Here is a 17,498-nt window from a genome sequence, read left to right on the forward strand (position 1 = left end):
TGTCATGAATCGATTGCTCGAAGACAAATCCGCCATCGTCACCGGCGCGGGTTCGGGAGTGGGTCGTGCGACGGCACTGCGCCTCGCCCAAGAAGGCGCACAGGTCGTGTGCGCCGACATCGATGCCGATCAGGCGAAGGAGACCGTCCGTCTCGTCGAAGCCGCCGGCCGCGTAGCGACCGCCGTCGAGGCGGATGTGTCCGACGAAGACCAGGTCGAAGCGATGGTGAAGGCGGCGGTCGAGCAGTACGGCAAGCTCGACATCCTCGTCAACAATGTCGGAATCCCCACCCCTCGATTGGGTGCAACCTTCGAGGAACACACCCGCGAAGACTTCGAACGCCTGGTAGGGGTGAACCTGGGCGGTGTCTTCTTCGGGAGCAAGCACGCCGTCCTGCAGTTCAAGACGCAGGGTTCCGGCGGCGCGATCGTCAACACCGGATCGGTCGCCGGGCTCGTCGCGTGGGGCGGCTCGGTGTACGGCGCTACCAAGGGTGCCGTACACCAATTGACGCGCGCGGTGGCGATCGAAGCCGCTCCCCACGGCATCCGGGTCAACGCTATCGCCCCCGCGGGGATGCCGTTGACCGGATTCATGACCGCGGGCGGACTGGATCCCGAAATGGGTGCGCGTCCCGAGGTCACCGACCGGATCGCCACCCAGCATCCCCTCGGGCATTTCATCACCGCGGAGGACTGTGCGGAGGCGATCCTGTACCTGGCGTCCGACATGTCGAAGAACGTCACCGGGGTCGTGCTGCCGGTGGATGGAGGGTACGTCGCACGATGAAAACCACATCGCTCGACCGAGACCGGGTACGCGAGTTGTTCGACCTACAGGGCTCGTACAACGAGGCCACCGGCGGAAAGTTCTCCGAGGATCCGTACCCGATCTGGCATCGGCTCCGCAGCGAGAAGCCGGTCCATCGAGGTACCGTCCACGAACTCACGGGAATTTCGGATCCACTGATGTTCCAGGGACTCCCGTTTCCCGACCGAGACCACTTCTCGGTGTTCAGCTTCGAAGCATGCAACGAAGCATTCCGGAATCCGAAGGTGTTCGCATCCTCTCCCGAGGCCGTGGATGTCGATCCCGAGTCCGGTTCGCTCCTGCACAAGAGCATGTTGTCGATGGGCGGACGCCAGCACCGGCAGTATCGCAGCCTCGTCCAGCCGTCATTCCTCCCGTCGAATGCGCAGTGGTGGATCCGGAACTGGATCGAGGAAGCAGTCCACCTGCTCATCGACGGTTTCGTAGACGATGGACACGCCGAACTCAACGTCGACTTCTGCGCTGCCATACCGGTTCTCACCATCACGGGAAGCTTCGGTGTGCCGATCGAACAGGCCCTCGACATACGCGAGGCCTTGACCCGCGACCGGCAGAAGATCATCGACATCCTCGATCCGATCATCACCTCCCGGCGGGAAGAACCACAGAACGACCTGATCAGTGTTCTGGTCCAGGCCGAGCGCACCGACGAATCCGGTACCACACAACGCCTCTCGGACGAAGAGATCCACACCTTCTCGCAACTGCTGCTCGCAGCGGGCTCGGGCACCACGTGGAAGCAGATGGGCACCACGATCACGGCGCTGCTGCAACGTCCTGACGTGCTCGAAACGGTACGCGACGATCGCGGCCGGTTGCGCGCAGCGATCGAGGAGACCCTGCGGTGGATGCCCACCGACCCGATGTTCTCCCGGTGGGTCACCGAGGACATCGACTTCTACGGGCAGGATATCCCGAAGGGCTCGGTCGTCCACCTGTGCGTCGGTGCCGCGAACCGCGACCCCGAGCGATGGGAACGACCCGACGAATACGACATCACCCGGCCCACGAGGTCGACGCTCGCATTCGGTCAGGGCGCCCACATCTGCCTGGGGATGCACGTGGCCCGCGGAGAGATGACCGTGGGAATCAATGCCTTGCTCGATCGGCTCCCAGAGCTCCGGCTCGATCCGGAGGCCGAACCACCGCGACTCGTCGGGATGTACGAGCGCGGAGCAACCGCGATTCCCGTCCTCTTCGATACGAAGTGAGGTGACCATGGCAGAACCCGAGTACACACCGACGGACATCAGCCTCCGCGGCGACGAGCACGTCCGCGTCTATCGCGAGAGCGGCGGACAGGAAGGATACATCTGGAACGGCGTGCCGACGCTCCTCCTCACCGTGACGGGCCGTCGTTCGGGAAAACCGAAGACATCCGCGCTGATCTTCGCCCGGGATGGAGACGACTACCTCGTCGTCGCCTCGAAGGGCGGCGCACCGAAGCATCCCCTCTGGTACGTCAACCTGCAGGCCGATCCACACGCCGAGCTGCAGGTACAGGACAGGCAGATGTCGGTGGTGGCACGCACCGCCACCGCCGAGGAGAAGCCCCGGCTCTGGAAGATCGTCACGGACCGGTGGCCGAACTACAACCTCTACCAGTCCCGAACCGACCGGGACATCCCGGTCGTGGTCCTGTCACCGACATGACGACGGCTAGAATCGGACACCATGTCCCGGGCTGAAGAACGAGCGGTCGAACGATCGGTGGCCGTGCAACGGTCACGTTCGCGCGTCGAGAATCAGATCCGTGCGATTCTCGACGCGGCGCACCGCCTCGTCGAGGCGAAGGGCGACTCGTTCACCACCCAGGAACTCGCGAAGGAAGCCGGAGTGGCCCTCCAGACCTTCTATCGCTACTTCGCGAGCAAGGACGAGCTGCTTCTCGCCGTCATCAGCGACGGGCTCAGCGACGCATGCCGGCAGATGAGCGCCGCTGCCGCCGGCCTCACCGACCCACTGCAGCGCCTACGGTTCTACATCACCGCCGCGTTGGGTGGTCGGTCGAGGGACCCGGAGCGCTACACCCTGGCCCAGTTCATCGTGGCCACCCATTGGCGGTTGCATCGCGTCTTCCCGAAAGAGCTCGCCGAGGCCGACCGCCCCCTGGTCGACCTCATTCACACCGAGATCCGGGCCGCCGCAGACGCGGGTCTGGTGACCTCCAGCGACACGGAGCAGGACGCCTGGTTCATCGTCGAGCTCACCCGCTCGGTGTACCACCACTATGCATACGCGGCAGGCACTGTCGCGGAAGTCCAGGAGCAGCTGTGGCAGTTCTGTCTCAGGGCCCTCGGCGGTACCGTACGCTGACCCGACGCGCTCCATCGATTCGGTCGATAGAGCTGATGCTCAATATAATTCGATGCTTGCCACAGAACCACAACCGTAGATATGGTGCAGATCACTCCCCTACGGCGAGCGGCCCTCGAGGTGGGGAGTAACGGAAAGCTGCTTTGCCGTTCATGTTTTCGGAGACAGCCTCATTCGCTCGGGCGCCTCGTCGCGCACGTCCACAGCCGACTCCCGTGCCGCCCCGTCACGAGAAGTTGTCGAGCATCGGTCACCGAAATCTACCCACCCACAACCTGATCGAGAGGTCGACGATGATCCGCCACAGACGAATACGGAAGTTACCCGCCGCATTGCTGTCCCTCACGTTGTTCGCGTTCGTCGCCGCGTGCGGCGGCGACGGCGACTCCGACTCGGGCGCCTCCGCGAACGATGGTGAGCCCGTTTCCGGCGGCTCCGCCACGATCCTGGAGATCGCCGAACCGCCGACACTCGACCCCGCCAAGCTGTCGAACACGTGGGCCCACATGGCGCCCTTGGGGAATGCGCTCTACGGCACCCTGATGGTCAACAGCACCGAGAACTTCGAGATCGAGTACAAGATGGCCACCGACTTCTCCACGACCGACGGTGGAACCACTTTCGATCTGGCACTACGGCCCGGCCTGACCTTCACCGACGACACTCCACTCGACGCCGCAGCGGTGAAGTACAACTGGGATCGCTTGAAAGAGCCGTCCACCGGGTCCACCGCAATCCGAGTCGCCAGCCAGATCGAAAGCACCGAGGTCATCGACCCAGGCACGCTGAGGGTCACCCTGATCGCGCCGAATCCCCACTTTGCACAGAGTGTCGCAGCGACGTCCCTGAACTGGATTGCCTCGCCGACCGCCCTGGAGAAGGGGACGTCCGCGTTCGACGCCGATCCCGCCGGCGCCGGACCGTTCGATGTGGTGCGCTGGACGCGCCAGGGCCAGATCGAGATGGCGAAGAACCCCGCCTACTGGGACGCACCGAAGCCCTACCTCGACACACTGACGATCAGCACGGCGCACGAAGCCACGCAGCGCATGAACGCAATGACCACCGACGCTGCGGATCTCGCGCTGGAATCGAGCGCCAACAATGTCAATACCGCCGAGGCCCAGGGGCTGAACACCGAGGTGATCCCCACCGGCGGAGGCCAGATCATCGCACTGAACCATCGTCGGGCGCCGTTCGATGACATCCGTGCCCGGCAGGCTGTGCAGCTCGCATTGGACACCGAGAATCTGAACCTCATCGTCTACAACGGCGAGGGCACCGTGCCGACAACATTGTTCCCCGAGGAATCGCCGTACTACCAGGACCTGCCATTCGCCGAGACGAACAGCGAAGAGGCGCAGGAGTTGTTCGACGAACTCGCGGCCGAGGGAAAGCCGGTCTCTTTCACCTTCATGTCGTATCCCTCGAGTGAGAGCAGAACTCTCGCCGAGGCGGTCCAGGCGCAGCTCAGTGCCTACGACAACGTCGAGGTTCAGGTTGAGATCCACGACATCGCGAATGCCCAGGCGCGCACTGCAGCACGGGATTTCGACATGTCTATCACGTCGGCCATCATCCAGGATCCCGATTACGCTCTGTGGACGGCCTTCCACTCTGCATCGCCCGGCAATTTCATGGGCGTCAACGACCCGGAACTCGACGAAGCACTCGATCGAGGACGCGCCTCCGACGTGCAGGCGGAACGCGTCGAGGCATACACAGTGGCCCAGGAACGACTCGAGGACATCAGCGTCGGTGTCTGGTACACGAAGGCGACACCCGCAGTCATCTACGACACCGATGTCCACGGTGTGGAGCTCTACACGTTGGGTTCGCCTCTGGTGGAGGAAATCTGGATCGAATGATCCACCAGGTCACTCGGGGAGCCCGTCGAGCACCGCGCGACTCCCCGACAGTCCGAGCCGGGTCGCTCCCGCTTCGAGCATCCGCACCGCGGCCTCCGCGGTGCGGATGCCGCCGCTGGCCTTGACTCCGAGCCTGCCGCCGACGGTCTCTGCCATGATCTGCACCGCATGCTCCGAGGCACCGCCCGCGGGATGAAACCCGGTGGAGGTCTTGACGAAGTTCGCACCGGCCTTCTCCGCGACCCGGCACACCTCGACGATCGCCGCGTCCGAGAGCGCAGCCGACTCGATGATCACCTTGAGTACCGCGTCGAACCCGATCGCCTCGCGAACGGTGAGGATGTCAGCGAGCACGGCGTTGTACTCACCTGCGACCGCGGCTCCGACGTCGATGACCATGTCCACCTCGCGGGCACCCTGCTCGACGGCGAGGCGCGCCTCGGCCCCTTTGATGAGCGAATGATGCTTACCCGACGGGAAGCCCACCACCGTCGCGACGACCACACCGTCTGCGCGTACCGGCAGCATCGACGGTGAGACACACACCGCGTACACCCCGAGATCGCGGGCTTCGTCGACGAGTGCCCGCACGTCCGCCGCGGATGCTTCGGGCTTGAGCAGGGTGTGATCGATCATCGAGGCGACGTGGGAGCGGGAGAACGTGGAATCCGGCATGCCGCCAGCTTTCCACACGCGAAAATCGGTTGCCGGGCTCGACGACGCCGGCGCACACTGCGAACGTGCTGATCCGTCGAGAACTCCCGTCCGACACCGACGCCATCGCGGCGATCCATCACGACGCGTTCCGGGCGTCCACACCGGCCGGTCACGAGCCCGCGGAGCCGGACCTGGTCGCGGCACTGCACGCCGGTCCCGCTTGGATACCGCAGTTGTCACTCGTCGCGGAGGACTCCACCGGAGCTGTCATCGGGCACGTGTGCGTGACACGCGCGAGCATCGACGGCTCCGCTGCACTCGCGCTCGGCCCGATCGGGGTCCGCCCCGGCCAACAGGGCACAGGCACCGGCGCCGCGTTGATGCACGCGGTTCTCGGCGCGGCCGATGCACTCGATGAAAGCGTCGTGGTCCTGCTCGGCCACCGCGACTACTACCCTCGATTCGGCTTCGTCCCGGCGGCCGAACTGGGGATCACGCCCGATGTCGAGGCGTGGGCTACACCGCATTTCCAGGCCCGCGCGCTGAGCTGCTACGACCCGGACACGAAAGGGATATTCCGGTACGCCCCACCGTTCTACGAGCTCGGCTAGATTCGCAGGCATGGGCGACGACACCGCGGACACAGCTCGTACATTCGACGACGCAAGCGTCACGTTCAATCGCCTCACCGAGACGGTGTGGGGTCCCGCCGGGAGGGTATTGGCCTTCCAGCTCGGGCTCGGCCCCGGCGACACGGTGCTGGACGCATGCTGCGGAGCAGGTGCGTCGGCATTTCCCGCGGCTGCGGCGGTGGGTCCGTCCGGTCGCGTGCACGGCGTCGACCTCTCCTCCGAGCTGCTCGAGAACGCCCGATTGATCGCCGAAGCCCGGGCACTGCAGAACATCGACTTCGTGTGTGCCGATGTGACCACCTGGGAGGCGCCATCGGACATTCCCGCCGATGGATACGACGCCCTCGCGATCTCCTACGGTGTGTTCTTCCTTCCCGATATGCATCGGGCGTTCGCACACCTCGTCGATCTCGTCCGACACGGTGGCCGGGTGGGCGTGACGGTGTGGCGGAAAGGGTCGTTGGACGAGTACGCCCAGGTCGTGTTCGATGTCGCATCACGTTTCAACCCCGACCTGGCAGAACGCGGGTCGTTGCGTGCACGCACTCCCCTCGGCGAGATCGACACTCCCCGCACGTTCGAGGCGTGGCTGGCCGACGCCGGAACCCACTCCGTCGACGTGCGCGTCCTGTCGAACCTGCTGCCCGCTACCGACGAGTTGTGCTGGAATCTCGTCACCGGCACCGGCTACCGGGCGGCGCTGAACGGGCTCGACGACGAGGAGATCGCGGCGGTCCGCCGCGGCATCGCCGACGAAGTAACAGCACGCGGCATTCACACGATCGACTTCACCACGCTCGTGGGCACCGCGACCGTACGACGTCCCCGGACTGCAGCGTCGGAACACCTGACACAATCGCGAGCATGACTCGTTCCACCTCGTCCGACGACCGCCGCTACGTGTTGACCCTGGGCTGCCCCGACAGCACCGGGATCGTCGCGAAGATCTCCACGTTCCTGGCGGACATCGGCGGGTCGATCGTCGAGGCCGCCTACCATGCCGATCAGGACGGCGGTTGGTTCTTCACCAGGCAGGCGGTGCGAGCCTCGTCGATCCCGTTCGGTATCGACGAGCTGCGAGAACAGTTTGCTGTGGTGGCGAACGAGATCGGGCCGGACACCGAGTGGACGCTGTCCGACACCGGCGAGCGCAAGCGCGTGGTGCTGCTCGTCAGCAAAGAGGCACACTGTCTGCATGATCTGCTCGGCCGCGTTGCGGCGGGTGAGCTCCAGGCCGAGGTGTGCGCGGTCGTCGGCAACCACCGCGACCTCGAGAAGGTCGCGCGTCGCCACGGTATCGACTACCACTACGTCTCCTTCCCGTCCGATCCGGCCGAGCGCGGTCCGGCGTTCGAGCAAGTTCGCAAGATCGTCGACGCGCACGATCCGCATGCCGTCGTCCTCGCCCGGTTCATGCAGGTCCTGCCGGCGGACCTGTGTGATCACTGGGCCGGACGCGCGATCAACATCCACCACAGCTTCCTGCCGTCGTTCGTGGGTGCGCGGCCGTACCATCAGGCATTCACTCGCGGCGTGAAGCTCATCGGCGCGACGTGCCACTATGTGACGGCAGAACTCGACGCGGGTCCGATCATCGAGCAGGACGTCATCCGGGTGAGCCACCACGACAGCGTCGCCGACATGGTGCGGCAGGGGCGCGACGTGGAGAAGCTCGTCCTCTCCCGTGGTTTGCGCTGGCACCTCGAGGATCGGGTACTCGTGCACGGCCGGAAGACGGTGATCTTCAACTGAGCGTCACACTAGGACACCATCACTCCGGCGCGTTCGACGAGATGCAGCACTTCGTCGTCGAACGCGTCGATGGCTTCGACGGAGCTCATATGGCCGACGCCGTCCAGAACGACCAGGCGCTCGAGGTTTCCGGCTTTCTCGAGGCCGGCCGCGAGCCGTCGCGCGTGCACCGGAGGTGTGAGCCGGTCGGCCGAGCCGACGAGCACGGTGGTGGGGACGTCGAGGCGTTCGAGGCCCTCGTGGATATCGAGGGTGCTCAACGCGAATCCCCAGCTTCCGCGTGTGCGTGGTGGGCATGCGAGCACGATCTTCTCGCAGAAGTCGACCTCGGCCGGGCTGGCCGAGGGTGAGAGCGCCACGTACTTGAGGGCCCGGGTGGTGAACCTCGATTCCGTCATCGGCATCCGCGCACCCATCAATGGACGTGCCACCTTCACCGACACGCGCGGAAATCGTTCGGGAAGCGCAATCAAAGCAGCATCCGCAACGAGGTTGTCCATCCCGGTGCTCGCCAGGAGTACACCCGCGACCTTCTGCGAGACCTGTTCGGGGAACCGCTCCGCCCACGCGATGATGCTCATCCCGCCCATGCTGTGCCCGGCGAGCACTGCTTTGCGTCCCACTGGAACCGCGGCGTCGAGGACCGCGGCGAGGTCGTCGGCGAGGACGTCGGGGCCGAGTCTGCGCGTGCCGACCTCGCTTGCGCCGTGTCCGCGCTGGTCGTAGACGACGACGCGGTATCGATCGGCGAACGCGTTGATCTGCGGGGTCCAGTACATCCCGTTGCACGTCCACCCGTGGCTGAACACGAGCGGCTGTGCATCCGGATCACCGTAGGCCAGTACGCGGAGCCGGGCTCCGTCATCGGTCCGGACCTCGATCTCGTCGGCTTCCAGGTTCGGAGGGGAGAGAAGGACGTGGGGGGGTGCATCCGTCGTCCGCGCCGCCGTGGAGCGGCGGCGGGTCGCGACCACGCCCCCCACGGCAGCGGCGAGCACACCCGCTCCTACTGCGAGCAGCATGGCCTGACGACGGGTCTTCTTCTTCACGTGCTCTCCTGGGTGCGCGTCGACGGTTCTGGCGATCGGTTTTCGGGGTGGTCTCGAGCGTGGATGTGGTGTCTGTCAGTGCGGGTGTGACGCCTGCTCACAGCACGTGCGCTTTGCGGAGCAGCTGCGCCGACGGACCGCCGATCAGCCCCACCGAGTCGAGGAACTCGACCGTCCGCCGCGTACCCTGCCGTAATTTGTCGTGGTAATGCACATTTGCTCGCACCGCAGCCTTGGCTTCGGCGATATCGAGGCCGGCCGCCGCATACACCTGGTCGTTGATCAGATTCGTCACGATCAGATAGCCGGACACACCAAGGTGCATGCGAACGTACGCGCGCTGGGCCCTCGTGGCCTTACGCATCCTGCGTTCAGTTTCCTCGCGGGCGTACCGAATGTGCCGCGACTCTTCGACGACGTGGATGTGACTGACTGTGCGGGTGAGCGGCTGGACGCGTTCGTCGCGCATGAAATCGCGCTGCATCATGTCGAGGATCTCTTCGGCGAACAGCGTGGCGCCGAACGCGAGCGCACCCGATGCGACCGCTTTGAACCCGCGTCCACTTACGCGGATCCACTGCTTCGGCCGGTAGGACGGCACGCCGAGCCGCTTTGCCGAACGCGCGAACATGATGGAATGGCGACATTCGTCGGCGATCTCGGTAAGACCGAACTGAACGTACGGGCTGGAAGGGTCTTGCTGGTAGAGATCCCGGATGAGCATCTGCATGAGGATCATCTCGAACCAGATGCCTGTCCCGGCGATACTCGCCGCTTCATGCGTCGTGAGAGTGATCCGCTGCTGGTCCGACATCTGTTCCCACAGGTCCGTGCCGTACAGGCTGGACCATTCGGGTGTCATGCCGAATTTGTCGTCCGGGATCGGGGCGTTCCAGTCGATTTCGAGGCCAGGATCATAGGACTTACGTGCCGCCGAGTCGAGGAGTCGTTGCGCTGTCTCCTGCTTTCCGTCGGGTCCGGGCAACCCGCATACCCGACCGGACGCACCCTCGATCGACCCGTTGACTCGGGTGATGGACATCGCAAACCACCTCGCCTCGAATAGTACCCGTTACTCGAAGTGTCATTATCTGCATCACACTTGTCAAGCAAGCCGGCCGAGGCGGTCGTCGAACGGAGGGCTCGCACTACCAGCGCGGCTTCTGCACTTCCTCGACCCGCGGACGCACATCCACCAGGTATACGCAGACCGCAACCACCGCGATGATGCCGAGGATTCCGATTGCCCCGAAGAGCAACAGAACGATCAGCGAGGCCGCGAGGATTCCGAGCCATACGGGTTTGGTGAGCTTGTCTACCGCGGGAAACGCTTCGGTAGGTTGACGAATTGCATGGAACAACGCGAAGCCGGCTCCTACGAGTGCAATGACTTGCAGCAGGAGCATGATCAGACCGGCGAGAGAATCGACATTCGGCACAGCACCCAGTCTACGAGAATCGGCTCCCGCGCAACTTTCATGCGCGGGAGCCGATCGAGATCGACCCGGTCGGGGCCGGGTTACTGCTCTCAGGCGCCGGTGGTCTTGCGGGGCGCAGCCTTCTTGGCGGGAGCCTTCGCTGCGGTCTTGGCCGGGGCCTTCTTTGCGGGAGCCTTGGCCGGGGCCTTCTTCGCGACGGCCTTCGAGGCGGCGGTCGCCGGTGCGACCGACTCGTCCGTCGCGGCCTCGGTCACGGCCGCGTCGGCCTTCGTCGTCACGGCCGCGTCGGCCTTCGTCGTCACGGCCGCGTCGGCCTCGTCCACCTCGTCCGCGACGGACTCGACACGAGTTGCCGCCTCATCACTCGCCTCCTCGGCCTGATCCCCGAGTTCGAGGACGCGGAGAGCCGCGTCGTCGCCGGCGTCGGTGATCGCGTCGCCGACCTCGGCGGCCGTGTCGGTGATGCGGTCTGCGGTGAGTCCGGCGATCTTGGCTGCCTGCTCACCGACTGCGCGCGTCTGCCGCGCGACGGTACCCAGGGCATCTTCGGTGAGGTCGACGACGTCCCCGAAGGCCGCCTCGGCGCGACCGAGACGTTCCTCGACGGCCGACTGCTGACGCAGACGTTCGATGGTCTCTTCGCCGCGCTCGGCGAATGCGGCGTAGAGGTCCGACGCGACCTTCAGGTAGGCCTCGGCAACCTTGCGTAACTCCTCCGCACTGAATCGTTCACGCAGGTCGGCGAGCTCTTCAGGAAGCTCGGCAGGCAGCTCGCCCAGTCGGGTCCGCAGAGACTCGATGGTCTCGGTGAGATCGGCCGGGACGGCGGCGATGCGCTCGCGTGCGGTCTCCACGCGGTCGTTCACGTCGAACTGGGTGGTTTCGGCGCGCTCACGCACCTGGGCAACGACGTCGGCGACGGCCTGGACGACGGCGTCGCCGGCACCGACAGCTGCGTAGAGGGATGTGCGAAGTGCAACGTTGGGATCGGTCATGTCAGTTCTCCTCGTCGAAGTCTGTGAGATTTCCGCGATCGGCTGGAACCACGGCGTCGGCGACCCTTTGGGGCGCCGAGTCCGCCGGGACCGTCTCGTTCTCGCGACAGAACGAGTCGTAGATGTCGAGCAGGACCTGCTTCTGCCGCTCCGACAATGCGGTGTCGGCGAGCAGCGCGTCGCGTGCCGCGCTGTGCGGTCGCTCCTCGAGGATTCCGGCTCGCACGTAGAGGACTTCGGCGGACAGCCGCAGTCCTTTCGCGATCTGCGCAAGAACCTCTGCGGACGGCTTGCGCAGCCCACGCTCGATCTGACTGAGGTACGGGTTGCTCACCCCGGCCAGGTGCGACAGTTGCCGCAGCGACACCTGGGCGGCTTCGCGCTGGGAGCGAATGAAGCTCCCGATGTCCTGGGCGGCGTTGCCCACCACCCGTGCAGCAATATCGGTGGGTCCTGCGCTTTCGGCAGCCCCCGCACCTTCTGCGGACCCAGCGTTCCCGTCCTGGTCGTCGTCGGCCGCTTCGGCCGAATCTCGAATCGTGGACATACACCCAGCGTACGGAGAGGTGCTAGCTACAGCAAGCACTCGGCTAGCACGTGAGGTAGATCATGCGAACAGCAGCTCGGAGAGCGTGTAGATGGACAGCCCTGCCAGGGCACCGACAACGGTGCCGTTGATCCGGATGAATTGCAGATCACGCCCCACAGCGAGCTCGATCTTGCGACTCGCCTCCTCCGCGTCCCAGCGTTCGACGGTCTCCTGGATCACCGAGGTGATCTCGTCCGCATAGTTCGCGGCGATGAACCGCACACCGGCGAGGAGCCATCCGTCGACCTTTCCGCGCATCTCGGTGTCCTCGCACAGCCGGACACCGAGGCGCTCGACGCTCTCCGCCACCTTTCGGCGCAACGTGCTGTCGGGGTCGTCGACCGACTCGAGGATCATGCGTTTGGCCACCCGCCAGGTCGCAGATGCCAGTTGCGTGATTTCCTCGCGGCCCATGATCTCGGCCTTGAGCTTCTCGGCCTTGGCGATCGTCACCGGGTCGTGCTGAAGATCCCGCGCATAGTCGACGAGGAATTTCTCGGCTGCGAGCCGTACCTCGTGTTCAGGGTTGGAACGGACCTTCCAGGTGAAGTCGACCAGCTCCCGGTGGATCTTCTCCCCCAGCATCAGGTCCACGAACTTCGGGGACCACGCCGGCGAATCCTTCGTGATGATGCGATCGATGGTCTCCTGACTTCCCAGCGCCCACTGATGTGCTCGTTCGGCGAGCATGTCGATCAACGGACGTTGCCGTCCTTCGGCGAGGAGTTCGCTGAGGATGCGCCCGAGGGGTGGCCCCCACTCGGGCTCGGCGATCCGCTTGACGATGGTGTGGTCGATGATCTGGGCAATATCGTCCTCACGAAGGATGCTCACCACCCCGCGCAGGATCGTCGAGGTCTCCTTCGCAACCCGCTCGGCGTGCTGCTGCTCCGCCATCCAACCGCCCAGTCTCAGCGGAATCTGTGCGGATTCGACTTTCGCCGACACCACGTCGGGTGCGAGAAAATTGGTTCCGACGAAGGAACTCAGACTCGCGCCGAGCTGATCCTTCTTCCGCTTGATGATCGCCGTGTGAGGCACCGGAATCCCCAGCGGATGGCGGAAGAGCGCAGTCACCGCGAACCAGTCGGCGAGAGCACCGACCATGCCCGCCTCGGACGCGGCGCGTACGTAGCCGACCCATGCACCGGCGCCCTGGGATTCCTGCCACCGGCAGAACAGGTACACCGCGGTGGCCACGATCAGAAATCCTGTGGCCACCGCCTTCATCCGGCGTAGATCCCGGCGTTTGGTGTCGTCCTCGAAAGTGATGTACTGCACCGGACCATTGTGCCGAAATTCGATCACCGCCACCGCACCGCGCCCGCAGATGTCATCCCCGACTCAACACGGACACACCACGTACACCACCGAATCCCACCGGGAGTGCGCGCCCGTAGACTGAGCGGACGATCGAGACCGAATGGATGTACCGAAACACATGGCCACTTCTTCACCCGACGCGACCGATTCACAGCCCACGAAGCAGGACGGTCGTAAACGTCGTTGGCATGAGCACAAGATCGCCCGCCGCGAAGAACTCGTCGAGGGCACCATCAGGGCGATCCGCGCCCGCGGGCACGACATCGGGATGGACGAAATCGCAGCCGAGATCGGCGTGTCCAAGACCGTGCTGTACCGATACTTCACCGACAAGAACGATCTGACGACCGCGACCATGATGCGGTATGTCGAGACGGTCCTCGCACCGCGCATCTACGCTGCGGTGTCGGAGGATCTCGACGAGTACGACCTCACCCGTGTCGCAATCACGACATACGTAGAGACGGTCGCTGAGGATCCCGAGGTCTACCTCTACGTGATGTCGAACAGTTCGTCGGCGGGCCGCGACGTCGTCGCCGACTCCGAACGAATGATCGCCGAGCTGGTGTCGGCGGTCCTCGGGGAGCGGTTGCGGCTACTCGAGATGGATTCTGGCGGGTCGCTGCCGTGGGCGTACGGCATCGTCGGTGCAATCCAGCTGGCTACGCATTGGTGGATCTCGAACAAATCCATGACCGCGGACGATCTCGTCGACTACCTGACGATGATGGTGTGGGGTGGGATGACCGGGATTGCCAAGGCCTCGGGGTCACCCGGACGTTTCAAGGCGCAGCCGCACCCATTGCTCCCCGACGAGGCCTGACACCGTTCACGTAACCTCGAGTTACGTGTAAATTGGGTGGCATGTCCGATGCCTTGCCACCACACCACAACGAAGCCGACGACCCGGACGGCTATCGGGGTCCGGCCGAAGTCACCGTCGGAGCGCAACACGTTACCGTCGACGTCGAACTGTCCGGGCACTTCGATCCGATCGTGGGGCGACACCGGTGGCGTGGTCGCCTACGCCGATTGGGTGCCGCCCTCACACCCGAAACTCCACTGGGTGCGGGCACCGAAGTGACACTCCGGATCCCGGCGATCGACGGAAGTACCGCCACCGCCATGGGCCGCATCACCGAGATCGATCTGTGGGGAAGCCACATGATCGACGGCACCTCACCGCCGCCCTACACGACACAGACCGAGGAATCCGACTGAACCGACATTCGTATGGCACGCTCGTGGCCATGGGAAACAACGGCGACGGATGGCACACCCCCGCAGTGGAGATCCTCCGCGCGGGACCGCACAACACGGTCGCCGACCTCGACGCGAACGGCACGCCCGGATTCGAGGGCGACAAAGAACGCGGGACGAAGCTGATCGAAGAACGCGGCGCCGTGCTGTCGGACCTGCAGGAAATGCTCTTCGCGAACGGTCGTCTCGGCGACGAACGTTCGGTGCTCCTCGTCCTTCAGGGTATGGACACCGCCGGTAAAGGCGGAATGGTCCGCAACGTCATCGGACATGTGGATCCGCAGGGGGTCGATCATACGGCGTTCGGTGTGCCGACACCGGAGGAGAAACGCCACCACTATCTGTGGCGTATCCACAAGGCGCTGCCCCGCGACGGGCAACTCGGTGTATTCGACCGATCCCACTACGAGGACGTCCTGGTCGCCCGCGTACGCGAACTCGTCCCGGAGTCCGTCTGGCGTCGCCGCTACGACGAGATCAACCGGTTCGAACGCGACCTCGTCGACAGCGGCACGACCATCGTCAAGGTCGGGATGTTCGTCTCTCTCGACGAACAGAAAGAACGCCTCGCCGAGCGGCTCGAACGCAGCGACAAACACTGGAAGTACAATCCGAGCGACGTCGACGAGCGCGCACTGTGGCCCGAGTACCAGCAGGCCTACCAGGACATGCTCGACAAGACGAACACCGACTACGCACCGTGGTACGTCGTACCGTGCGACCGCAAGTGGTACAGCCGCCTCGCAGTGATGGAGCTACTCATCGACGCATTCCAGCGTCTCGACCTCGACTGGCCGGAACCGAATTTCGACGTCGAGGCCGAGAAGCAGCGGCTGGCAGAATCCTGATCGTCAGAACAGGTGCGGTGTCTCGATATGACGATGATGATCGCGCCTGGTCGCACCGCCCACCATTCCGATCGCAAGCGCCACCGCAACGGCGGCCACGATCCCGCTGGTCAGCGCGAACCCACCGTGCCCGGATCCGGCGGCAACCAGGGTGAAGGCAATCGTGATCACCCCGATGAGTGCGAGTGCGAATGCCGACCACGCGACGAAGAGGTTGAGCTTCATAGCCTGTCTCCTTCCCCGAGGACTGCGTTTCGGTTGATTCCGACGGTACCCCCGGGTTATGCCCGTCACAAGGTCGGACGGTGGTTACCGGAGGTCAGCGCCCGGCGTGGCAGACGGCTTCACGCGATAGGTTGCGATCGCGAATTCTCCGTTGCGCGCAAGGTCGGTGAGTTCCAGCTCGACGTGGCGGGGCAGCAACGGCTTGCCCGCGCCGATCGTGACAGGAGCCCAAGACACGATGATCTCGTCGAGCAGGCCGGCGTCGGCGAACTGCCCCGCGAGGTCTCCCCCGCCGATCATCCACAGGTCGCGATCACCGGCCGCGGCTGCCATCTCGTCGTAGACCGTGCGCACGTCGTCCTGCGTGAATCGGATGTCGCCCGGTCCGTCGGGCCCCTCCGCCACGGGCATGCCCTCGCGGTGGGTGAAGACCCAGCAGGGGAATTCGTACTCCCACTTGTCCACCCCGGCGTGGTCCAGGACCCACTGATACGTCGAGGCACCCATCACGGCCGCACCGATCCGCGACATGAACGCTGCTCCCCCGCCAGGTCCCTCGTGATCGATGTCGCGTGACAGCAACCAGTCCAGGCTGTGGTCCTCCGTTGCAATGAATCCGTCGAGCGTGCTCGCCGTGTAGAAGATCATCCGGGTCATGTCGGGTTTCCTTCCGGCTCGTCTCCGAGCATGTGTGATGAGACTCCGCGCTGCCATTCGAGCGGGTCCCCGTTGTCGACGCTGCGGCCGGCGGCGCGCAGCATGTGACGCACCAGTTGTCGTCGGTGCGCCGCGAATGTGAGTACATGAGAGATGACGCCACCGAGCACGAAACTCTCGGGTGGGTCGCACAACGCATCGATCAAGCGATCGCCCCAGGCGTTGCGCCTGTCGATGTCACGTACGGCTTCGGCCCACAGTGGCGCGATCACATCGAACAGCGCGCACAGCGACGCAGCATCATTGCCCGACCGCACGGGTTCGTCTGCGCCGATCATCGACGCGAGCCAGATCTGTTTCGACCACACGAGATTGCCGAGCACCTGCGCGATCGATTCATCGGGGCCGTCCCACGCGAGCACCACGAGCCCCGGGAACCTCACGCGTTCGTAGTCGTCCGCTCCCAGATCGGATGCGGTGTTCAGCAACGCCCGGGTGTCGTCGAGGTCGTGATGGACCATCTGCGCGGTCACCTGACCGCCACCCATGCTCCGGCCGTATCCTCCGGTACCGTCCTCTACCCACAGGTGCATCGGCGGATGGAAGTGGACTCCGTTGGGAGCAGGTAGCCAGTGCGAGCAGCCGGGCGGCGCGAGTGCGTGCCCTTCGGTCGTGCTCGGCGGATAGCCGTACGCCCGAGAGAACGCGCGGCTGAACCCTTCCACCGAGCTGTATCCCGCGGCGAAGGCGGCATCAGTGACACCGCGTCCGTCGCGCAACTGCCACGCCGCGCGCTCGAGCATCACTCGACGACGCAAGGAGACCGGGGATTCTCCTGTACCGCGCGAGAATTCACGACTGAAATGCCACGGCGATGCGAAAGCACCGCGCGCCATGTCGTCGAGGTTCGCGTGGTCTTCGTCGAGGACAGCATCGAGCAGTTCGCGCAATCGGTCGCGTCCGGATCCGGTCATGTACACAGTGTTGCGCAGTGGGCGAGAAGTGCGCTTGACCGTTCTTGCTCAGCTTTTCCTCGGGTCCTGTGGAGCGCCCTCA

General features: G+C 64.8%; 21 protein-coding genes. 11 read left to right on the top strand and 10 right to left on the bottom strand.

Translation table 11 applies throughout. The features are described from left to right. Positions 1-4 precede the first annotated feature (4 nt). The 5 genes from ACZI8W_RS16765 (at position 5) to ACZI8W_RS16785 (ending at position 5,016) form a co-directional block, all read left to right on the top strand. Entirely contained in the window at positions 5-790 is a 786-nt protein-coding gene (locus ACZI8W_RS16765) for an SDR family NAD(P)-dependent oxidoreductase (protein WP_463369632.1), read from the top strand. Next, positions 787-2,043: a cytochrome P450 gene (locus ACZI8W_RS16770; protein WP_463369633.1), complete on the top strand. Its 1,257-nt coding sequence runs from the start codon at positions 787-789 to the stop codon at positions 2,041-2,043. The genes ACZI8W_RS16765 and ACZI8W_RS16770 overlap by 4 nt, the downstream gene beginning before the upstream one ends. Positions 2,044-2,050: 7 nt before the next feature. After that, positions 2,051-2,485 carry a nitroreductase family deazaflavin-dependent oxidoreductase gene (locus ACZI8W_RS16775; RefSeq protein ID WP_463369634.1) on the top strand — a complete coding sequence of 145 codons (435 nt, stop codon included), beginning with the start codon at positions 2,051-2,053 and terminating at the stop codon, positions 2,483-2,485. A 63-nt stretch (positions 2,486-2,548) separates the two neighbouring features. Beyond that, positions 2,549-3,148, top strand: a complete 600-nt coding sequence (locus ACZI8W_RS16780; RefSeq protein WP_463369772.1) for a TetR/AcrR family transcriptional regulator — start codon at positions 2,549-2,551, stop codon at positions 3,146-3,148. 293 nt (positions 3,149-3,441) lie between these two features. Then, positions 3,442-5,016, top strand: a complete 1,575-nt coding sequence (locus ACZI8W_RS16785; RefSeq protein ID WP_463369635.1) for an ABC transporter substrate-binding protein — start codon at positions 3,442-3,444, stop codon at positions 5,014-5,016. Between the two features lie 9 nt (positions 5,017-5,025). Here ACZI8W_RS16785 and deoC read toward each other — a convergent pair whose 3' ends face one another. Then, entirely contained in the window at positions 5,026-5,691 is a 666-nt protein-coding gene (gene deoC, locus ACZI8W_RS16790) for a deoxyribose-phosphate aldolase (protein ID WP_463369636.1), read from the bottom strand. 65 nt (positions 5,692-5,756) lie between these two features. On the opposite strand from deoC, the gene ACZI8W_RS16795 reads away from it, so the two are divergent. Genes ACZI8W_RS16795 through purU form a run of 3 tightly spaced genes read left to right on the top strand, consistent with a single transcriptional unit; the run spans position 5,757 to position 8,057 of the window. Then, positions 5,757-6,284: a GNAT family N-acetyltransferase gene (locus ACZI8W_RS16795; RefSeq protein ID WP_463369637.1), complete on the top strand. Its 528-nt coding sequence runs from the start codon at positions 5,757-5,759 to the stop codon at positions 6,282-6,284. Positions 6,285-6,294: 10 nt separating this feature from the next. Next, the gene (locus ACZI8W_RS16800) at positions 6,295-7,173 is read left to right on the top strand and encodes a class I SAM-dependent methyltransferase (protein ID WP_463369638.1); all 879 of its coding nucleotides are present in this window, start codon (positions 6,295-6,297) and stop codon (positions 7,171-7,173) included. After that, entirely contained in the window at positions 7,170-8,057 is an 888-nt protein-coding gene (gene purU / locus ACZI8W_RS16805) for a formyltetrahydrofolate deformylase (protein WP_463369639.1), read from the top strand. The genes ACZI8W_RS16800 and purU overlap by 4 nt, the downstream gene beginning before the upstream one ends. Positions 8,058-8,065: 8 nt before the next feature. Here the strand turns inward: purU and ACZI8W_RS16810 are convergent, their stop codons facing one another. From ACZI8W_RS16810 to ACZI8W_RS16835, 6 genes are all read right to left on the bottom strand, one after another. Beyond that, positions 8,066-9,079 carry an alpha/beta fold hydrolase gene (locus tag ACZI8W_RS16810; protein ID WP_463369773.1) on the bottom strand — a complete coding sequence of 338 codons (1,014 nt, stop codon included), beginning with the start codon at positions 9,077-9,079 and terminating at the stop codon, positions 8,066-8,068. 124 nt (positions 9,080-9,203) lie between these two features. Continuing rightward, positions 9,204-10,148, bottom strand: a complete 945-nt coding sequence (locus ACZI8W_RS16815) for an AurF N-oxygenase family protein (protein ID WP_463369640.1) — start codon at positions 10,146-10,148, stop codon at positions 9,204-9,206. 106 nt (positions 10,149-10,254) lie between these two features. Continuing rightward, entirely contained in the window at positions 10,255-10,545 is a 291-nt protein-coding gene (locus ACZI8W_RS16820) for a DUF2516 family protein (protein WP_463369641.1), read from the bottom strand. Positions 10,546-10,634: 89 nt separating this feature from the next. Then, positions 10,635-11,540, bottom strand: a complete 906-nt coding sequence (locus tag ACZI8W_RS16825; RefSeq protein WP_463369642.1) for a heparin-binding hemagglutinin — start codon at positions 11,538-11,540, stop codon at positions 10,635-10,637. Position 11,541: 1 nt separating this feature from the next. Beyond that, complete coding sequence (locus ACZI8W_RS16830; RefSeq protein ID WP_463369643.1) at positions 11,542-12,087, bottom strand: helix-turn-helix domain-containing protein; 546 nt, start codon at positions 12,085-12,087, stop codon at positions 11,542-11,544. A 60-nt stretch (positions 12,088-12,147) separates the two neighbouring features. Further along, a complete protein-coding gene (locus ACZI8W_RS16835; protein WP_463369774.1) occupies positions 12,148-13,359 on the bottom strand; it encodes a DUF445 domain-containing protein in 1,212 nt (403 codons plus the stop codon). 211 nt (positions 13,360-13,570) lie between these two features. Between ACZI8W_RS16835 and ACZI8W_RS16840 the strand changes: the two genes are divergently transcribed. From ACZI8W_RS16840 to ACZI8W_RS16850, 3 genes are read left to right on the top strand one after another with little or no spacing between them, the layout of a single operon-like run. Continuing rightward, positions 13,571-14,275 carry a TetR/AcrR family transcriptional regulator gene (locus ACZI8W_RS16840; protein WP_463369644.1) on the top strand — a complete coding sequence of 235 codons (705 nt, stop codon included), beginning with the start codon at positions 13,571-13,573 and terminating at the stop codon, positions 14,273-14,275. A gap of 41 nt (positions 14,276-14,316) precedes the next feature. Then, on the top strand, positions 14,317-14,673 hold the full coding sequence (locus ACZI8W_RS16845) for a DUF4873 domain-containing protein (RefSeq protein ID WP_463369645.1): 357 nt from the start codon (positions 14,317-14,319) through the stop codon (positions 14,671-14,673). Positions 14,674-14,702: 29 nt separating this feature from the next. Continuing rightward, entirely contained in the window at positions 14,703-15,560 is an 858-nt protein-coding gene (locus tag ACZI8W_RS16850; protein ID WP_463369646.1) for a polyphosphate kinase 2 family protein, read from the top strand. Positions 15,561-15,563: 3 nt separating this feature from the next. Here the strand turns inward: ACZI8W_RS16850 and ACZI8W_RS16855 are convergent, their stop codons facing one another. The 3 genes from ACZI8W_RS16855 to ACZI8W_RS16865 form a co-directional block, all read right to left on the bottom strand. Continuing rightward, entirely contained in the window at positions 15,564-15,785 is a 222-nt protein-coding gene (locus ACZI8W_RS16855) for a hypothetical protein (RefSeq protein ID WP_463369647.1), read from the bottom strand. Between the two features lie 84 nt (positions 15,786-15,869). Continuing rightward, the gene (locus ACZI8W_RS16860) at positions 15,870-16,442 is read right to left on the bottom strand and encodes a dihydrofolate reductase family protein (protein WP_463369648.1); all 573 of its coding nucleotides are present in this window, start codon (positions 16,440-16,442) and stop codon (positions 15,870-15,872) included. Further along, positions 16,439-17,416, bottom strand: coding sequence for a helix-turn-helix domain-containing protein (locus tag ACZI8W_RS16865; protein WP_463369649.1), 978 nt, complete (start codon positions 17,414-17,416; stop codon positions 16,439-16,441). The genes ACZI8W_RS16860 and ACZI8W_RS16865 overlap by 4 nt, the downstream gene beginning before the upstream one ends. Positions 17,417-17,498: the final 82 nt, after the last annotated feature.

The organism is Rhodococcus ruitaii, from assembly GCF_055230935.1.

Excerpts from the sequence above, each read along its gene's own strand:
- deoC (WP_463369636.1), bottom strand. The coding sequence starts at position 5,691 with ATGCCGGATTCCACGTTCTCCCGCTCCCACGTCGCCTCGATGATCGAT.
- ACZI8W_RS16865 (WP_463369649.1), bottom strand. The coding sequence starts at position 17,416 with ATGACCGGATCCGGACGCGACCGATTGCGCGAACTGCTCGATGCTGTC.
- ACZI8W_RS16775 (WP_463369634.1), top strand. The coding sequence starts at position 2,051 with ATGGCAGAACCCGAGTACACACCGACGGACATCAGCCTCCGCGGCGAC.
- ACZI8W_RS16810 (WP_463369773.1), bottom strand. The coding sequence starts at position 9,079 with ATGCTGCTCGCAGTAGGAGCGGGTGTGCTCGCCGCTGCCGTGGGGGGC.
- ACZI8W_RS16855 (WP_463369647.1), bottom strand. The coding sequence starts at position 15,785 with ATGAAGCTCAACCTCTTCGTCGCGTGGTCGGCATTCGCACTCGCACTC.
- ACZI8W_RS16785 (WP_463369635.1), top strand. The coding sequence starts at position 3,442 with ATGATCCGCCACAGACGAATACGGAAGTTACCCGCCGCATTGCTGTCC.
- ACZI8W_RS16835 (WP_463369774.1), bottom strand. The coding sequence starts at position 13,359 with ATGAAGGCGGTGGCCACAGGATTTCTGATCGTGGCCACCGCGGTGTAC.
- ACZI8W_RS16770 (WP_463369633.1), top strand. The coding sequence starts at position 787 with ATGAAAACCACATCGCTCGACCGAGACCGGGTACGCGAGTTGTTCGAC.
- ACZI8W_RS16800 (WP_463369638.1), top strand. The coding sequence starts at position 6,295 with ATGGGCGACGACACCGCGGACACAGCTCGTACATTCGACGACGCAAGC.
- ACZI8W_RS16815 (WP_463369640.1), bottom strand. The coding sequence starts at position 10,148 with ATGTCCATCACCCGAGTCAACGGGTCGATCGAGGGTGCGTCCGGTCGG.
- ACZI8W_RS16845 (WP_463369645.1), top strand. The coding sequence starts at position 14,317 with ATGTCCGATGCCTTGCCACCACACCACAACGAAGCCGACGACCCGGAC.
- purU (WP_463369639.1), top strand. The coding sequence starts at position 7,170 with ATGACTCGTTCCACCTCGTCCGACGACCGCCGCTACGTGTTGACCCTG.
- ACZI8W_RS16765 (WP_463369632.1), top strand. The coding sequence starts at position 5 with ATGAATCGATTGCTCGAAGACAAATCCGCCATCGTCACCGGCGCGGGT.
- ACZI8W_RS16840 (WP_463369644.1), top strand. The coding sequence starts at position 13,571 with ATGGCCACTTCTTCACCCGACGCGACCGATTCACAGCCCACGAAGCAG.
- ACZI8W_RS16860 (WP_463369648.1), bottom strand. The coding sequence starts at position 16,442 with ATGACCCGGATGATCTTCTACACGGCGAGCACGCTCGACGGATTCATT.
- ACZI8W_RS16825 (WP_463369642.1), bottom strand. The coding sequence starts at position 11,540 with ATGACCGATCCCAACGTTGCACTTCGCACATCCCTCTACGCAGCTGTC.
- ACZI8W_RS16850 (WP_463369646.1), top strand. The coding sequence starts at position 14,703 with ATGGGAAACAACGGCGACGGATGGCACACCCCCGCAGTGGAGATCCTC.
- ACZI8W_RS16830 (WP_463369643.1), bottom strand. The coding sequence starts at position 12,087 with ATGTCCACGATTCGAGATTCGGCCGAAGCGGCCGACGACGACCAGGAC.